General features: G+C 43.1%; 8 protein-coding genes. 1 reads left to right on the top strand and 7 read right to left on the bottom strand.

Features of this window, described 5'->3' with window-relative positions:
* Nucleotides 1-226 precede the first annotated feature (226 nt).
* From manD to ACTD55_RS03685, 4 genes are read right to left on the bottom strand one after another with little or no spacing between them, the layout of a single operon-like run.
* The gene (gene manD, locus ACTD55_RS03700) at nucleotides 227-1,435 is read right to left on the bottom strand and encodes a D-mannonate dehydratase ManD (RefSeq protein WP_438862955.1); all 1,209 of its coding nucleotides are present in this window, start codon (nucleotides 1,433-1,435) and stop codon (nucleotides 227-229) included.
* A gap of 12 nt (nucleotides 1,436-1,447) precedes the next feature.
* Nucleotides 1,448-4,321 (bottom strand): glycosyl hydrolase 115 family protein, encoded by a 2,874-nt coding sequence (locus ACTD55_RS03695; protein ID WP_438862954.1) that lies wholly within the window; start codon nucleotides 4,319-4,321, stop codon nucleotides 1,448-1,450.
* Nucleotides 4,318-6,042 (bottom strand): glycoside hydrolase family 43 protein, encoded by a 1,725-nt coding sequence (locus ACTD55_RS03690; RefSeq protein ID WP_438862953.1) that lies wholly within the window; start codon nucleotides 6,040-6,042, stop codon nucleotides 4,318-4,320. The genes ACTD55_RS03695 and ACTD55_RS03690 overlap by 4 nt, the downstream gene beginning before the upstream one ends.
* Before the next feature lie 22 nt (nucleotides 6,043-6,064).
* Complete coding sequence (locus tag ACTD55_RS03685; RefSeq protein ID WP_438862952.1) at nucleotides 6,065-7,816, bottom strand: glycoside hydrolase family 9 protein; 1,752 nt, start codon at nucleotides 7,814-7,816, stop codon at nucleotides 6,065-6,067.
* A 546-nt stretch (nucleotides 7,817-8,362) separates the two neighbouring features.
* On the opposite strand from ACTD55_RS03685, the gene ACTD55_RS03680 reads away from it, so the two are divergent.
* Nucleotides 8,363-11,020: a leucine-rich repeat domain-containing protein gene (locus ACTD55_RS03680; protein WP_438862951.1), complete on the top strand. Its 2,658-nt coding sequence runs from the start codon at nucleotides 8,363-8,365 to the stop codon at nucleotides 11,018-11,020.
* 165 nt (nucleotides 11,021-11,185) lie between these two features.
* Here the strand turns inward: ACTD55_RS03680 and ACTD55_RS03675 are convergent, their stop codons facing one another.
* The 3 genes from ACTD55_RS03675 to ACTD55_RS03665 all read right to left on the bottom strand — a co-directional run bounded on the left by ACTD55_RS03675 (nucleotide 11,186) and on the right by ACTD55_RS03665 (nucleotide 17,434).
* Complete coding sequence (locus ACTD55_RS03675) at nucleotides 11,186-12,739, bottom strand: M17 family metallopeptidase (RefSeq protein WP_438862950.1); 1,554 nt, start codon at nucleotides 12,737-12,739, stop codon at nucleotides 11,186-11,188.
* A gap of 79 nt (nucleotides 12,740-12,818) precedes the next feature.
* Nucleotides 12,819-13,877, bottom strand: a complete 1,059-nt coding sequence (gene dinB, locus ACTD55_RS03670; protein WP_438862949.1) for a DNA polymerase IV — start codon at nucleotides 13,875-13,877, stop codon at nucleotides 12,819-12,821.
* Between the two features lie 125 nt (nucleotides 13,878-14,002).
* Nucleotides 14,003-17,434 (bottom strand): family 16 glycosylhydrolase, encoded by a 3,432-nt coding sequence (locus ACTD55_RS03665; protein ID WP_438862948.1) that lies wholly within the window; start codon nucleotides 17,432-17,434, stop codon nucleotides 14,003-14,005.
* Nucleotides 17,435-17,450 lie beyond the last annotated feature (16 nt).

Genomic DNA, 17,450 nt, shown 5'->3' with positions numbered 1-17,450 from the left:
CATTTTAGTAACAATTACAATGTCGACGAGAAAATGATAAAAACGAAGTTTAAAACGTATATATTTATACTTAAAAATCAATAAATTAATTTTTTTGAGTATTATTACTGCGGAAAAATGATAAAAATATCATATTCAAAAGCCGTCTTTCATCGCATTGAAAAACGGCTTTTACTAAGTTTTTTAAGCTAAAAATAATAAAAATGTTAATACTTTTTATGGATGACTACCAGTTCCACAGCGTCCCATCTTCCAGTCGATTAACCGGTAAACACGCGCGTTGATAAGGGTATTTTTTGGCTAACGACTCATCGATATCCACACCATGCCCACTCTTTTCACCGGGGGTAAAATAACCGTCTTTGTACTGATAATCACGACTGAAAACCGATTCCATCAACTCGCTATGCGGCATATGCTCCTGAATACCAAAATTAGGTACCCAATAATCAAAATGCAGCGCGGCTCCCATACAGATTGGCGATAAATCGGTAGCACCATGAAAACCGGTACGCACATGATATAACGCGGCAAAATCAGCAATACGACGCAGTTGAGTAATACCACCGGCATGTACAATGGTGGAGCGAATATAATCAATTAGCTGATTCTGAATCAGCTCACGGCAATCATGGATAGAGTTAAATACTTCCCCCACCGCAATAGGCGTGGTGGTGTGCTGGCGGATCAGTTTAAAGCTTTCCTGATTTTCTGCAGGTACCGCATCTTCCATCCAGAACAAATGATAAGGCTCTAACTCTTTACCTAAACGCCCTGCTTCTATCGGTGTGAGTCGGTGATGCACATCATGTAACAGATGAATATCATCGCCATACTGGCGACGCACTTCAGCAAACAAGGTGGGGGTATAGTTAAGGTATTTTTCGGTAGACCAGACGCTTTCTGAAGGTAAATCAGAGTCGGCCGGTTCATATTTACCGCCGTCTTTTGCCACTCCATAAGTACTGGCTACGCCGGGAATCCCCGACTGCACCCTAATGGCCTTATACCCCTGATCGATGGCTTTACCCACCGCATCTAAGGTTGACGGTAAATCAGCTCCGTTCGCATGGGTATAAACCATAATTTTATCACGGCTTCGACCACCGAGTAATTGATACAACGGCATATTGGCCGCTTTGGCTTTGATATCCCACAGTGCCGTATCCACGGCAGCAATAGCGGTCATGCCAACTGGACCGCGACGCCAATAAGCTCCACGATATAAATATTGCCAGATGTCTTCGATACGCTGCGGATCTTTACCTATTAACATCGGTACTATGTAATCTTCCAAGTAAGCTACCACCGATTTCTCACGCCCATTCAGAGTTGCATCGCCAACCCCATACAATCCTTCATCGGTCATAATTTTTAGCGTGACAAAATTACGCCCGGGGCAACACACAATGACTTTAGCTTCGGTGATCTTCACACTTTCTCTCCACTACAAATATTGACTCTCAGATGGACCAAGATAACTGGGTTGTAATCCACCTGTATTAATTATAATTTTTTGTATCACCACTGCAGGATCCAACATATACACTTTGAGTTTATGTGAGCCTGATTGTTGTAAATGATGTTGACTGAATACTTTACGAACGCCATCACTGACTGCCTTTTGCCAGTCACTATGCTGACTATTGGCCAGAATATCGATGACTTGCGGTGGTTGGTCATCAAAACCTATCGCAAAACGTAAGCCACGCCCCGGCACAAAATTAAGGGTGGGAGCCACAATGGTTTGTACTTCTAATTGCTCAGGATTAAACAGGTACACATCATATTCAAGATAAGGCGCACTGAGTGGATCCGTAAAGCTATGATCAAGGGGAGCAAAGCTCGACATCGCCGACGGCGAACGCCCATATAACGGAATTTTCTGCCAGCTACTACCCTCATGATTATTCAATACCTTACCGCTGGCCGCATCCATCGAAACATAACCATCAGCTTCCACAAAACCATGTTCAGGCTGCGCTTGTGGATTAAAGGCCTGTATCGTTACGGTGGCACCGCCCCAACCGGTTCCCTTTATTAACACTGAACCGGATAACTCGCCCTTTGGCGCTTTTTGCCAATCAATACTGATCCAGACCCGCTGTTCAACCAACACATTGCCTTGGGTTTTACTGATCTTAATCCATGGCTCAGAGGCGCTTGCCTCAAATTGAAATGACTGAGTACCTTTGTTATAAATATCGATATACCGTTTGGATTGCCCATAGGGACTAAATGATTCCAAACTCAGCGTCCCCGTTTGTGGCCAAGCTGCCACACTGCCTTCCACCGCAACCCCCATATCTGCCACATCGGCGAGCTGGTTCTCTGCCACATAAGGCATCGTATTGGCTGGAGGATTGTTCCAATGGGTATAACCGATATGGGTTTGATCCATAAAATGGTTCCAACGACCATCTTCCAACTGATGATATTGTTGAGTTAATTGCGCATCTTCACTAAATTTCTGTCTGGCTAATTCAGCATACTGATTAGTGCTAGCCCTTCCCTGTTGGGCATATAAACGGTTTTTCGCCACATTGTTATATAACTCAAACAAGATGCTATTAGCCTTGATCGGATGCAACACTAACTGGAAAAACGCACTTTGATTATCGGCCGGGATTTTACGATACAAAGATTCGGCTTCGGACACTAATCCCTGCAGTTCGGCTGAGATCCGCGCGGCCTCGTTATAATGCAATTGACTATAGGTATTTTCGTCCAGTAATTCGGGTTTACGCCTTGCATTATGACGAGTGTAAGCCGTTAACAAATGTTCAACCTGTTCGGCATATTGCTGACCAAACTGCTGCGCCGCCCATTGCTGACCAAATTCTTGCAGCTTTTCTTTCGGCCACTGCTCAGGATCCCACGCCATGCGCAAAAAGAAATCGGTAGGGAATTCCATTGGCTTTAAATCACCCACATTGGTGATCCAGATTTGTCTAGCATCATATTGATATGCCAGATTCATCTGCTCCCAAATTTTGGCAATTTGGGTCGAGTTGATCCAACGATAAGAGCGAGGACCGCCCACGTAGTCAAAATGATAATAAATCCCCGCTCCACCGCTGCGCTTACGTTCTTCTGGCGTAGGTAAACGGCGAATATTGCCCCAGTTATCATCCGACCATAGTAAAGTGACATCATCCGGGACGCGCATACCTCTTTCGTAATAGCCCTGCACTTCTTTATACAAAGTCCAAACCTGCGGTACTTCGCTAAGGTCACGATCGGTAAAGGTATCTTTTAAAATCTGCCGTTGATCCGTGACTATCTTTTCCAGCAAGCCGATATTTTCGGTTTCACTCATCGGCGTATCTTGCTGGCCGCGCATACCCAGAGTAAAAATACTCTCCAGATTTTTATGCCGCTGCGCGCCTTGCTGCCAAAATTTATACAGGTTTTGTTTGTTAACCGCGTAATCCCATTTACCTTTACCGACTCGATCCCACTCTTTATCCGCTCGCATCATTGGTTCGTGATGAGAATTACTCATCACGATGCCCATTTCATCAGCCAAAATGGAATTATTCGGATCATCCAGACTAAAGGCGTTATTCCACATCGCGGGCCATAAAAAGTTGGCCTTTAAGCGCAATAACAACTCAAATACATGTTCGTAAAATTGACTATTGTAATCACCAAACTTTTCTTTGACCCATCCGCTTAACGCTGGTGCTTCATCATTGAGGAAAATACCGCGATAACGCACCTTAGGTTGATCCTGAATTAAGGTATTGGCGCGAACATATAGCTGATCATGCTGCTTAATGGCCACATCAGCCCACCAATACCAAGGCGATACACCTATCTTTTCTGACAAGTCATACACGCCAAAAATGGTGCCGCGTTTATCACTACCGACAATCACCAGTGCCTGTTCGACACCTTCAACAGGATTATTCACCGCCTGAATCTGAAAGGCTTCCCATTGATTACGTATCGCGGTCACATCCAGTTTGCCACTATCCACCATTTGATCGACTAGCTGACTGTGGCCGAGAGTTCCAACAATAATCATTGATTTGACGGCAGTTGGCTGCGAGACCACAGCGCCATTACGACCGGTTACTTTAGCAATATCATCATGCAGATTACTCACCGCCCGACTCACACCTTTATGATCGCTGCTGTCCACATATATTGTGGCAACCCCTGTCTTGCTGGCGATTACAACGTCACCTGACTGATAGTCAGAACTGATATAGCTTTGCGGTTCTTTCGCGATAGCCGTGTGTAAAAATAGCCCCCATAACACAACTACCTTTAGCGCTTGAGATAGTGTTTTGACCACATTACCCAAACCTGTCATTGGGTTATTTCCTGACGACTATGCAGTCCTATCATGGTACCAACAAAGCCACCGGCGATTGCAGTACTCAATATTTTCCCATCAAGATCTTCGGCCAGTTCCACCTTAACCTTGCCTTCGACTTGATATGAGAAACTGATTTTGTCTTTATCACCGTCAATCTCTAACACTATAGATTGGCCTGCGTCAGCGCTAATGGCACGACTGGTAATCATCACCGGCTCTTCGCCTTTAGCTTGCTCTATAAACACCTGATAACCACTTGGCGTCTTTTCTGTTCCCAAATAATAGTGAAAATGTTCATTTTGGAAGGCCACCAGTCCGGCAGATAGATGCTCGGTCGCCGGTAACTGCAATTCTGTTCTAGCGCTATACTTCATATGCTGTTGACGACGACCGATAAAGGCCGGCTGCTGCAATGAACTCAATTTAACCGGTAGAGCGCGGATATCGATATGGCCGTCCTGCAATTGATACCAGTCGTGTGTGAAACTACGTAATAAACTCCAGTGTGGGCTTAGGACAGGCTGGCTAAACTCGTCACGCCAGGTAAAGTTGCCGGTCAACGCATCGGTAACCTCAAATGATTCACTGATGGTAGGTTTTGCTGGATGGTAAGGAATAGTCTTCCCTGCTTGCAGAATATGCGGCCAATCATCTTGCCAGCTTACCGGCAATAAAAAGCTCTCACGCCCGGTATTATAAAAGGTTTTATCATAGGAGCGGGTGGCAAGAAACACTGCCCACCAATCACCTTGTGGTGTTTGGACAATATCGGCGTGACCGGCAGTCGTAATAGGATCAGGTCGATCAATATCCAAATCACGCTGGGTCAGAATGGGGTTATTCTGATAAGGTACAAACGGCTCGTCCAGATTGCGGGTGCGGAAGACCACTTCCGAATGCTCATAACCGGTGCCCCCTTCAGCGCACAATAAATAGTACCAACCATTAATTTTATAAACATGGGGCGCTTCAATCCAAATTGGTTGCTTAGCTAAATCAGTCCCACCATTAACAATCACTCGACCAGAATCTTTAACTACCTGCTTATTGTCCAGATCGTATTCCCACATCCAGATGGCCCGATGCCCCTGATATAGGGGTTCACCGACCGGCGCATCGTTGTGAGTGATATATACCTTGCCATTGTCATCAAAAAAGATATCCGGATCGATACCACCAATTTCGGGTAACCAGACTGGATCGGACCACTCACCGGCAGGATCCTTGGCCGTAACAATAAAGTTACCGCCACTGTCGACAGCCGTATTGATGATATAAAACAATCCGTCGTGATAACGGATTGTCGGTGCAAATAATCCACGTGATATTTGCAAATTATCCATTTTAAGTTGTTCAGGGCGAGTTAGTGCATGGCCAATCAACTGCCAGTGCACCAAATCACGACTGTGTAATATCGGTAGTCCCGGCGTATAAGCAAATGAAGAATTCACCATATAATAGTCATCGCCCTTACGGGTAATACTGGGATCCGGATAAAACCCGGCAGCAATGGGGTTCTGGAATTCATTTTCTGTCAATGGTTGTTCAAAAACGCTGTCGTGGCCTTGGTATTCAAACCAGTTAAAACGCGCTGACTGCGTTGTGGTGGTTGCCTGATTTGCAGTACTTGTCTGCTGCGTCTCAGGTTGGCATCCAGCCAAGCTCAAACCGACTAGCATCCATGCTAACCGGCGAATATATTTGGTATTTTGCATCGTTATTATTGTTCCAAAAACGTTATTGTGTTTGCAGTCCAGCTAATACGTAGACTAGAGGGGAATTCCAGTTAATCGCGATTTCATTGGTTGAATAGCTACAAACATCATCCAGATAGGATTTAGCCGGCAAGTCAGAAGGATAAGCACATCCATCCTGTTGACCATTCTGAGCACCACCGGCAATGAAACCGGGCACCGGTTCAACAACACCATCGGCTTCTGACGGACGATGGTGGATATGCATCGGGGTTTTACTGCCGTAGCCGGTTACATAGGAGTAATCCGTGGGATTACGCCCCAATACATAATCCAGCAAGCCGATAGCGGCATTTTTGTAACCTTGATCTGCGGTTAAATGTTGTGCCTGTAATAACAGCATGGCTTTATTCAGCGCCACTGAATTACTTCCCCAAACAAAGTCACTGTTCTGCATCGCGACCTGATAGGCAGACTGTTGATATTGCTCGACAATAGCATCAGCTAACGCGGTTAATTTAGCACTAAACGCCTGATAATCTGTCTCGGCTAATAACTCGTGCCCGTTGGCCAGCAACGAGATATAACCTAATGCAGAAGTATTCCCCCAACTCGGTACCGAGATAGCAACATCGAGTTGTTTAAATTTATCCAGATACGATGTTTCGTTCGTCAGCAAGTACAACTCGGCTGCGGCCCAGGCGAATTCATCCTCAAAATGCTGGTCACCATAAGCTCCGGTTGATACATCCTCAGGCTGTTGATACGCCACATTGTTATGTTGTTGTGCCCATTGCCAGGCACTGATCGCTGCATCACGGTATCGTTGGGCCAAACCTGGAAACTGACTATCAAAATCTTGATAAATTCGGCTTGCTACTGCCATAGTGGCGGCAAAATCCAAGGTGGCGGCGGTGCCTTTTTGCACCACATAACGCTGTGCGGTGGCTTCTGCTGGCATCACCATACCGGCGAAACTCAATGCGGTTAATTTATGATAAACACCACCATCGGCTGGATCCTGCATGGCCTGCAACCAGTCCAGATTCCATTTAATCTCATCCAGAATATCCGGAACTGAGTCTCCCGATTCGGGAATATTCAAATCCCGCTGTGCATAAAATTGCGGATAATGCTCGTAGGCAATCATCAGGCTATAGGTCGAAATCCCCGAATTCACTACATATTTGCCGTAATCACCCGCATCGTACCAGCCTTTCGGTGCAGATATGACAGTGCCTGCCGGGCGCTCTGTTGAGGCTGCCGAAGAATGAATTTTAACCTGAGTATCGGGATGCCCCGCCGCTCTGGCATAGTTTCCAGCATTTTCAGATAACAATTCCGTGCTAGCACGATTGAAATAGTAGGCTTTTAATGCGGCATCATGCACCGCGCTAAACACCTGATCACCGATCTCAAAGGGATTAGAGGGCGTCAATCCATCCACTTCAAGACGATATTGACCTGCAATGGCAAAGTCAGAAAAATCGGCAATACTGACACTCTCATTAGCGGGCGCCCATTCGGCTGCGGCTGATAACTGACCGGAATACACTTCAGCACCATCGGACACAGATACCAGTTTGAATGTTGTGGCCGAGCTGGCCGGTACCACCGCGATTTTGGTTGAACCGGTTAAAAAACCCAACTGGTTCAATTGAATCAAATTATGAACAGCTTCTACCGGTGGTGGCACAACAGGAGGAACAACCGGCGCAGTCGTCGCTTTTTCTCCACCACCACATGCACTTAACAATAGACTGGAACTGATCATTAACAGATTTAATGTACGCATAAGCTTTACCAACGGTATCCTAAAGTGGCTAAATTAGAAGGGAAATAAACGACATGTTCAAACTAAATCCCTTATGAAATTAGTCGATATGGATTGCTTTATCTGTTTTTATGCACAAAAAATTAACAAACCATTATTTATAGTCAATAAACAATAGCAGAGATAGGTTTAACGAGAAAAACACCCTATCTTTGATCACGTACATCCAATAATAAGTACGAATAATGAAGGCGTGAATAAACGGAGCAACAACTGAACCAGCTTGAAGGTATACACCGAGTGTCAAGCGAGCATATTTTGTCCAGTGAATGTATTCCGCTCGAAAGTATCGAATTATCAAAAATAATAGGCAAAATCCAAGTATTCCTGAAGTTGCATACAGGGTTGTCAGTGTAATTTTATTACATTAAGCTTAGCTCCCAACAAATGGATTTATATCGAATAATGGATTATTCCTTTGGTCTTACTCATTCGAGTAAGCGGCTTAGGTAAGTACTGTTTTTCTATAAATCTCTATTTTATACTATTGATTATTATGAGGTTTTAATGAAAACAGTTCGTTTTTCACATTACTTAGCGAGCACCATAGCGTTACTATTAACCGCTTGTGGATCTGGAGGTGATAACACCGGTTCTGGATCGTCCCCTACACAACCCACAAACCAAGCTCCAACGATAGTCAATATGAACATTGACGCTATTTATGAACGTGAGGAAGTAACATACACGGCTGAAGTTTCTGATCCAGACGGTAGTATTACTGATTACAAATGGGAGCAAGTTAGCGGGCCAACAGTAACGGAAATTATAGGTAATAGCGCTGAATTAAAATTTGTTGCTCCAAGTATTACCAGCGACGAAACCATAGGATTTAAATTAACCGTAACCGATAACGATAGTGCAACAACTACAGCAAACTTAGATATAGCAGTGAATGCCTTTGAACCGGTGTCAGTTGACTCTTTTTCTGACTATGGATTAAAAAAATGTCTTCAGAATATATCAGATCTTGATATTGGTATTGAAAACATAAATTGTGATTCGATTTCGATTGAATCAACTATCGATTTAAATGTATTCAACCATCTAAAGAGCCTCTCAATCAATAACGCACAGCTTATCGATATACAATCACTTAGCACGTTGACTCAACTGGAGTCATTAAATCTGGCAGACAATAAAATCGAAGATATAGCCGCTATATCAAAGCTCACAGCATTAAAATCGTTAGATTTATCTAGAAACAATATAGCTACTCAGAGCCCTAGCACTGGTGAAAGTGTCTCATCAATTCTAAATAACCTACAACTGCTAGAGTCTCTTAACCTCAGTGAGCTAAAGTTGGATAGTTATTATTACTATTACACCAATATTGACTTCGACCAACTACAAATACCCAATCTTATTAAACTTGATGTCAGTAAAAATAATTTGTTAAACAGTAAAGAACTGGCTAGTTTCACTAAGTTATCCGAGCTAAATGTAGCGTCAGCTGGTTCTAATTTCAATTCACTCAGCTTCTTAACATCTTTACCCCAGCTTACCTCTTTAAATATTAGCAGTAACAATAATATCAGTGACTTAAGTGCTGTTAGTTTATTATCCAATTTAACTTCGCTCGATATTAGTCATATAAACACCAATGATTTAACTGCACTAAACGATTTAGTTAATTTGCAAACACTCAACATTCAAGAAATTGCGAGTGGCTATGAACTCGATTTCAGTGAAATAAGTAGTTTAGTTAATCTCGTTAATCTGGATATTAGCCATAACCGAAATATTACCAACTTATCAACCATCGCTGACTTTACTAAGTTACAGCACTTAAATGCTGCAAATATAAATACTGCAACAATTGCATTTATTACACCATTGGTAGAATTAGAAACATTAGATATCAGCCATAATAATCGCTTAGGAGATATCAATCCTCTCAGCAATTTAGCTAAATTAACGGAACTTGATTTATCGTTTAATACTACCTTGGATGACCTATCACCGTTAAAAACATTAGTTAGTTTAACAACATTAAATATTAGTGAGATATATAGCGGTATCATTGATCTACTACCACTAGCAGAATTAACCAATCTAGTCTATTTGGACGCAAGTTTTAACTCGTTAGATAATATTTCCGCCCTAGAAAATTTAGTAAGTTTACAAAACCTTGATTTAGAAGGTTGTAGAAATGAATGTATGCTGGACTTTGAAAGCTTAACAAAAGTCCAAGATCTCAACTTAAGTTATAGCTACTTAACAACAATTGAAGAACTAGCTTCAGCAAAATCATTAATTAATCTAGATTTATCTGGAAACTATAATCTCACTGATATCTCGTATCTATCAGCATTAACTAATCTAGATACACTTAGTTTACAAGGTTTACAGCAAGTAGAAGATATTAATGCCCTGACGACACTGGCAGAACTTAAAAGCCTGGATCTGTCAAACATGTACAACTTAACTGATATTAGTCCTCTGAAACAAATAACATCATTAGAAGTCTTATCCTTAAATAATACCAATAAGATTTCAAACATTGATGCCTTATTTAATTTAACCGCATTAAAAAGTTTAGATCTAGGTTCGTTAACACTAGTATTATGTGATGACTTAGATAGTTTGGAACAGACATTAGATGAGACCGAAATAAAACGTTACTACAATTGTGTAGAACAACCTGTAGATAAAACATTATTTGTAGATAGTAATTTACTAAATTGTATTAATAATACCTCTACCGATATCGCCGACATTAGCTATTTCAGCTGTAATTATAATCAAGTTGAAAATTTAGATGGGATACAACAACTCGTTAATATAACCAGTTTGAATCTTTATAGTAACAATATTAGTGATGTTTCATCATTAGCATTTTTAAAAAATATGGATGATCTAAATTTGCAGAACAATAACATCTCAAATATATCGTCCTTATCAGATTTAACGAATTTACGTTATTTGGAACTAAGTTCTAATTCAATTAGCGATATATCAGTATTAACCGGACTGACTAACCTTTACAGCTTGTACCTCAGGAATAATCAGATAAGTAATTTGTCACCTCTAATGGGACTGACTTCCTTGCGTTATTTATATCTATCAGGGAATGAAGATATTGATTGTGATCAGTTGGATACATTAGAAACAACGTTGAGTAATTTATATACCTTGCAAAAGCCCGCACATTGTAACAATTAGTTCCATTCTGAAAAGGCGTATCAATGATACGTCTTTTCAGTTGTTTAGTAAGAGTAGAACCGATCCTAAGAATTAAACTTTAAAGAAATTGATGTATAGTTAAATGTTCAAAATATACAAAAAATCACTGTAAAAACTTAAAAACAAAAAAGAGCATAATCAATTTTAATTTTTAAAATATCTTGCCGATAATGCCACTACCGGCACGCCGGTGGGTGCGTCGTGTTGCCAATCGCCACTTTCCACACCGCTGCCGGCGATATCAATATGCGTATAAGCAAGTGGATTCTGGCTATTAATGCAATGCTGATCCAGCCCTGAGGCTACCGTTAAAAATGCCATCGGGAATTGATGACCACGACTCGTCGCTGAAGATGGGGCATTGTTACTGGATAACACATCATCGGCTAAGGTACGAGGTCTTATAAAGTGAAAGTCCTCGCGACGTGAGCGGGATATTTCACTGGGATCGCCCCATATATCGCCCGTAGCGGCCAATCGGGTGGAACAACCATGGGCGCGGGCGACACCGTTATCAACCAGTGCAGTATATGGCCCCATTGCCAGAGCCGCATGCCCGGTTAATGTTGCCACGGTAAACATTTCGACCTGTTTCTCGTTCAACGCTTGCTCGCGCAGATGTGATAACAAATCAGCCATCACCAGTCGCCCTTCTGCATCGGTGTTACCAATTCTAACTCTGACTCCGGCATGACTTTGAATAATTTCATCAGCAACAAAAGCATTTGAGCCGATACTATTTCTGACAGCACCAAGCTCAGCAATAATTTTCAATCCTTTAGGTTTGATTAACGATGCTGTTTTAATAAAACCAGCGACTGCGGCAGCCCCTCCTTTATCACGACTCATGCCGGCCATATGGCCACCGGTTTTTAAATCTGTTCCCCCAGTATCATAAGTCACACCTTTACCGGCGAACATTAATGTTTTCTCGATTGGTCCTTCAGCACAATACTCTAGTCGTATCACCCGTGGATGATGATGTTTGACACCAATAGAAGCACGGGCGACCGCTGACAACAATGGATAGTCTTCAACCAGATTGTCATTGTCTCCCAAAACGTCCACTTTAACTGAGCTATCGGCAAACGCTTCTACACAATAGTCCGCAAATTTGGGAGGGGCCATTCTTTCCGGTTCAGTACCACATAGATCACGCGCTAAACGCCGTCCCGATTCTGTTGCGCTAAGCCATTCAAGATCCAATGATTTTACAGAAAACAAACCAATGCTCTCCACCGGCTCAACCTTGTTTTCACCAATACTCTCGCGTGCCTCAAGTGGCTGCCAAAGCGCTTGACACATGGCCAAATAAGTCACTTCTAACGCATGTTCATATAATGGATTATGTTGCAGTTTATCCACTACGAGCAGAGGCTTGAGCATGCCTGCATCACGTGCAATAACGATGGCTTTTTTACCCGCATCGGCAAAACGACGTACGTCGTCATAATCACGTAATAAATTGCCGCTAGGCGCGTAAATTAATCGCTGTCCGGCAATATCAGGATCCGTAATAAGCACAGGCTCAACACCAGCACGGGCATCGAGTTTTTTATGTGCTTCAATAATTTGAGCTAGTTTGGGATGACGATAATTTGAAGATTCAGGGGCAATAACAATAATGCCATCCCAGTCACTGTGTTGTTCAATTGCCTGATCCAGATTTTTTACCCATAACGGAGTTGGAAATGCCATTATTTATCCCGAAATTGACTGATTGGTGATATTCGATTGTGGCAGAAAATAACTATAGCTCGCAAATAGATGGGTTAATTTATCCGGCCAAAGGTAACTCTAACTGTAAAGTTTCTGCGTCATTGGGCAATGCAACGTGCAATCCTACCAACCGAATACTTCGTTCAGCTCGGCGACTCAGTGCCTCGGATAACAATGACTGGAAAAAGGCTTTATCCAGATGACTATAACGCAGCTCAACCGTGGTTTGTTGAAAATCGCTAAACTTGAGTTTAATACCCTGTGTGTGAATGGCCAGATTATGGCTTACTGCTTTAAGGCGCTTTTCCAATTTGGGGTACAGCTGTTCAATCAATGCCCAACATTGTTGTTCGGTATGAATATCTTCGGCCAACGTAGTTTCGACTCCCACCGACTTGCGTTTCCGATTAGTCGTCACTTGCCGATCATCAATACCTTTACTGCGCTGCCATAGCACGGGTCCGAGCTTGCCAAATGCTTTGAGCAGTTTATCAAAAGGATACCGACGCACATCTTCACAATGAAATAATCCCATCCTGTTCAGCTTTTCCAGCGTCACCTTACCTACTCCAGGAATTTTGCCCAACGGCAGCTGACGAACAAAATCATCCAATTTATCCGGGCTAACAATACAAATACCGTTGGGTTTGTTTTCATCGCTGGCAATTTTTGCCACAAACTTACAGGGCGCGACTCCTGCGGATGCAGTCAAGCCGGTTTCGTTAACAATAGCGCGGCGAATATCCTCTGCTATTAAGGTTGCGCTGCCTCCAAACAAGTTACATTCGCTGACATCCAGATAGGCTTCGTCCAGTGATAAGGGCTCAATAACGTCGGTATAACGTTGAAATATTTCACGGATTTGTTTGGATATTTGCACATATAAGTCCATTCGGCCTGGAATCAATACCAGATCAGGGCATAACTTTAGCGCATGCGCAGTTGCCATGGCTGAACGCACACCAAATTGTCGAGCCTGGTAATTGCAGGTGGAAATAACTCCACGTCTGTCACTAGCCCCACCAATCGCTAATGGCACATTACGATAATCAGGATTATCTCGCATTTCCACCGCAGCATAATAGCAATCCATATCAATATGGATAATTTTGCGCATACCGCCTCGCAAATGACTGTACATTAATACAGTTATTTTGCGTTTATTCATCATAATGTCAAGTGTAAAAAAGACATATACAGATACCAATAAAAAAGCCTGCTTCCGGCAGGCTTTTTAAACCGTTACTCTGGTAGAGTGATAACCGTATAAGTCTGGACAGCAGTATCAGTTGCTCCCCCACCCCCTTGACCATCATTGGTCCAATACGTAAATGAATAGCTGATGACGTCACCGGGGCTAAGATCATTCAGCTCCCAGATATTCTGACCACCTACATTATTCATTCCTACATTTAATGGACCACCATCATTAATTTCATAATGAACAATTGCCCAATCGTTATTATTGGCGTAAAAATACAATGTGCTGTTACTGGTTTGCACAAATCCAGTCAAGCTGTTGGTTGGCACTGCACAACCAGTTGCATCCACGGCTGTCCCTGCTGGTGTATTAGGACACTGGTCTACACTATCTTCAACACCATCGTTATCCGCATCAGTAATGATGGTTTCACAACCAGTTGCATCGACACTGACACCCGCAGATGTATTTGGACACAGATCATCAACATCGGTATCAGCTGGAATAATTTCACAACCATTTGCGTCTACATCAGCTCCCGGAATGGTCGCGGGACATAAATCATTATCATCAACAACTCCGTCGCTATCACTGTCTAATGAACTGCCATCATTTGAGCGAAATACGACATTATCAAGATGATAAACCGCGCCCATGGCCTGTCCCCAAGCTGGGAAAATCATTACAATTTTAACCTGTGATAAATCCAGACCCGCTGCCGCTAAATCAGATAATTGATAGGTAAAGTGTTGCCAGTGTCCTAGTTGTGCATCTTGTCCTTGCAGGCTTTGATTTAATTCAAATTGCGCAAAACTACTATTGAGCGCTTCAACCTTCAGTAGTATTGGTGCGGTCAGGTCATCAGGTTGTTGCACCAGTTTTAAATCAAATTCCAAAGTGCCATTGGTCAGTTGAGTTAAATCCACCACCGAGCTGGAAAATAGACCAGATACGGTGCCAGAAGGACCAAAGAAATCAACTTTAATCGCTTCCCCATGATTTTCATCAGGGTCATTTATTTGCGTAACACTGGCATTGGCACAGCAATCCCAAAGGCTCCAACCCTGCGCCAGCGATTCATCAAACACGACCAACTCATCAGTGGGTACCGGCGGTGGCTGTACTACCTCACCGCCTTTTGTGAGTTGCACATTGTCTACCTGCATGATCACGCCTTGTTGATTGCCCCACGCAGGGAAGACCACTAATGGCGTATCGACCTGAAACACATTCAAACTTGAACCCGGATTATTAACCAAATCCACCACAGGGATTTTATAATGTGTCCACACACCAATGTCCGGTGCAGCGATAGGATAGTCACCTGAACCACAAGGGCTACCGCAATCCATCTTGGCCATAAAGGTACGATCGGCGCGCGGATCTGCCACAACGTTAAGATCAAATTCAATATAACTGAATGCACTTAAATCTAATTTAAGTGGGGTTAAATCCCGTTGCAGCATCGTCTGGAAATACACCACTGATTCATTGGTGTTAAACGTAACTTGCTTAACCTGACCATGATTTCCATCACCTGCCGCCACTTGTTCAATCTCCACACTGCCATTGGCAACATATTTATTGATACCAAAGGGGACGTGATCCTCATCGTCAAAAATCGTCGCCGTATCAGCATGACTCAAATCAAATTCATAGCGCACATTGTCAATACTGAAGTTCATCGCACCTGTAGGTTCCACTACAAACGGATTGGCTACTGATGCCAAGTTAACAAAATTTCCGGGTGCATAACGATTACCTGCAGCCACAATGTCTGCAATAGGGATCCTAACTTGAGCCCATTCACCTGTACTTGGCAATGGCACGCTATAATCACTTACAGCAGGCCAGCCACTATCCAGTTTAACCAGTAGTTCAGTACCTAAATCGGCACTATTTACTTTAAGATCAAATGTTAATACACCAAATTCCTGCCAGCGCGCTACATCAACTTTGGGTGGGTAGGAAAAAAAGACATTACCGTTAGCCGTGGTTTTATCAATATTGACCACGTTACCATGGCCGTCTTGTGCTTGTTCATTGATAGTAATACTGCCATCCGGATTATAACTTTCGAACGTTAATCCATCAGCCAGTTGATCAATATACAAATTAAATACTGATTCCTGACCAAAGCCGGTTTCAGGGTTAACAATTTCCGGAGGCTGATTACCTTCCACCACCGTGGCGTTGTCGTCAATTGTGGCGCAACCAGTTCCTTCATTGGGATTAACCGAGCATTCATAGACTCGCACATAGTCCACTTGCATGGTTTGCGGGAATACCGATTCATCAATTCCTTTCTGATTAACGTTACCGGCCCAAGCACCGCCTACAGCCAAATTAAGTAACATGTGAAAACGCTGATTAAATGGCGCATCTTCATCACCATTAACGGTCAAACCTTCTTCATTTTTATATTGGCTGTACCAGCCACTGTCACGTTGGGTGGCAAAATGGACTCCATCTACATACCAGCGTATTTCCCCCTTTTCCCATTCCAGTGCATATTCATGGAATCCATCGGCAGGATTAACGGCTTCGGGTAACTTATAAGGAGCTCCCGAAGACACATTACCAGGCCAGACACCACCATAATGCAAGGTTCCATAAGTGCGACGTTCGGGAGTATTTGCAGGCACACCGGCTTCATCAGAACTAACTTTTAAATTGACTGCTTCCATAATATCAATTTCACCAGAAGCTGCCCACGCACCATAAACATAATCGGTAGGTAACATCCAGATCGCTGGCCACGTTCCCTGTCCAGATGGCAATTTAGCCCTAATTTCAAAGCGTCCATAGGTCCAGTCGCCTTTGTTTTTACTGCGCAAACGGGCGGAGGTGTAGGGTAACGTGGCAGTATTGCTCATATCCCCTTCCACTTCGGCTGGCCCGGTAAAATTTTCGCGCTGGGCTTTAATAGTTAAAACACCATTATCGACCCAAGAGTTAACCGGACGATCGGTATAACATTGTTGCTCACCATTACCACCGCCCCAGCAGTTAACTTCAAATCCCCATTTGGATGTGTCGATTTCGCTACCATCAAATTCGTCATTCCATACCATCGTCCAGTTGGAGGTGTCCGCGTTGCTTTGAACGCGAGTATCAAAACTTAAACGAACACGTTGCTTCTCAAAGCGAACACCAATAGAGACCTTCTCACCGGAAGCCAGCTCCTGATTTGGAATATCCATATAAGGAATGCCTGATGATGTTTCCCCGTCAAAATAAGCAACAGGCAACGTGGTATTTTCAATTAGTACTCTAAAGGGACCGTTCAGCGTACTAGACCCCGCATTCGTAATAGATAGATAAACCAGATACGTTCCTTTGACTGTGTCAAAGGTCATACGGGATTGAGTGACTGTTATATCTTCTGCCGCATCTTGCCAATCTGCTAACGCAATGTTGGATGTTACGAGTAAGGCGCAACATAGCACCTTGAGAACGTTAATAATTTTCATATTATTTCCTCTCAAT

The sequence above is a fragment of the Neptunicella sp. genome (genome assembly GCF_048268085.1).
GTDB lineage: Bacteria > Pseudomonadota > Gammaproteobacteria > Enterobacterales > Alteromonadaceae > Neptunicella.
This window is presented reverse-complemented; position numbering and strand designations above follow the sequence as displayed.

Coding starts and splice junctions, on each gene's coding strand:
- ACTD55_RS03665 (WP_438862948.1), bottom strand. CDS start 17,434: ATGAAAATTATTAACGTTCTCAAGGTGCTATGTTGCGCCTTACTCGTA.
- ACTD55_RS03675 (WP_438862950.1), bottom strand. CDS start 12,739: ATGGCATTTCCAACTCCGTTATGGGTAAAAAATCTGGATCAGGCAATT.
- ACTD55_RS03685 (WP_438862952.1), bottom strand. CDS start 7,816: ATGCGTACATTAAATCTGTTAATGATCAGTTCCAGTCTATTGTTAAGT.
- ACTD55_RS03695 (WP_438862954.1), bottom strand. CDS start 4,321: ATGACAGGTTTGGGTAATGTGGTCAAAACACTATCTCAAGCGCTAAAG.
- ACTD55_RS03680 (WP_438862951.1), top strand. CDS start 8,363: ATGAAAACAGTTCGTTTTTCACATTACTTAGCGAGCACCATAGCGTTA.
- ACTD55_RS03690 (WP_438862953.1), bottom strand. CDS start 6,042: ATGCAAAATACCAAATATATTCGCCGGTTAGCATGGATGCTAGTCGGT.
- dinB (WP_438862949.1), bottom strand. CDS start 13,877: ATGCGCAAAATTATCCATATTGATATGGATTGCTATTATGCTGCGGTG.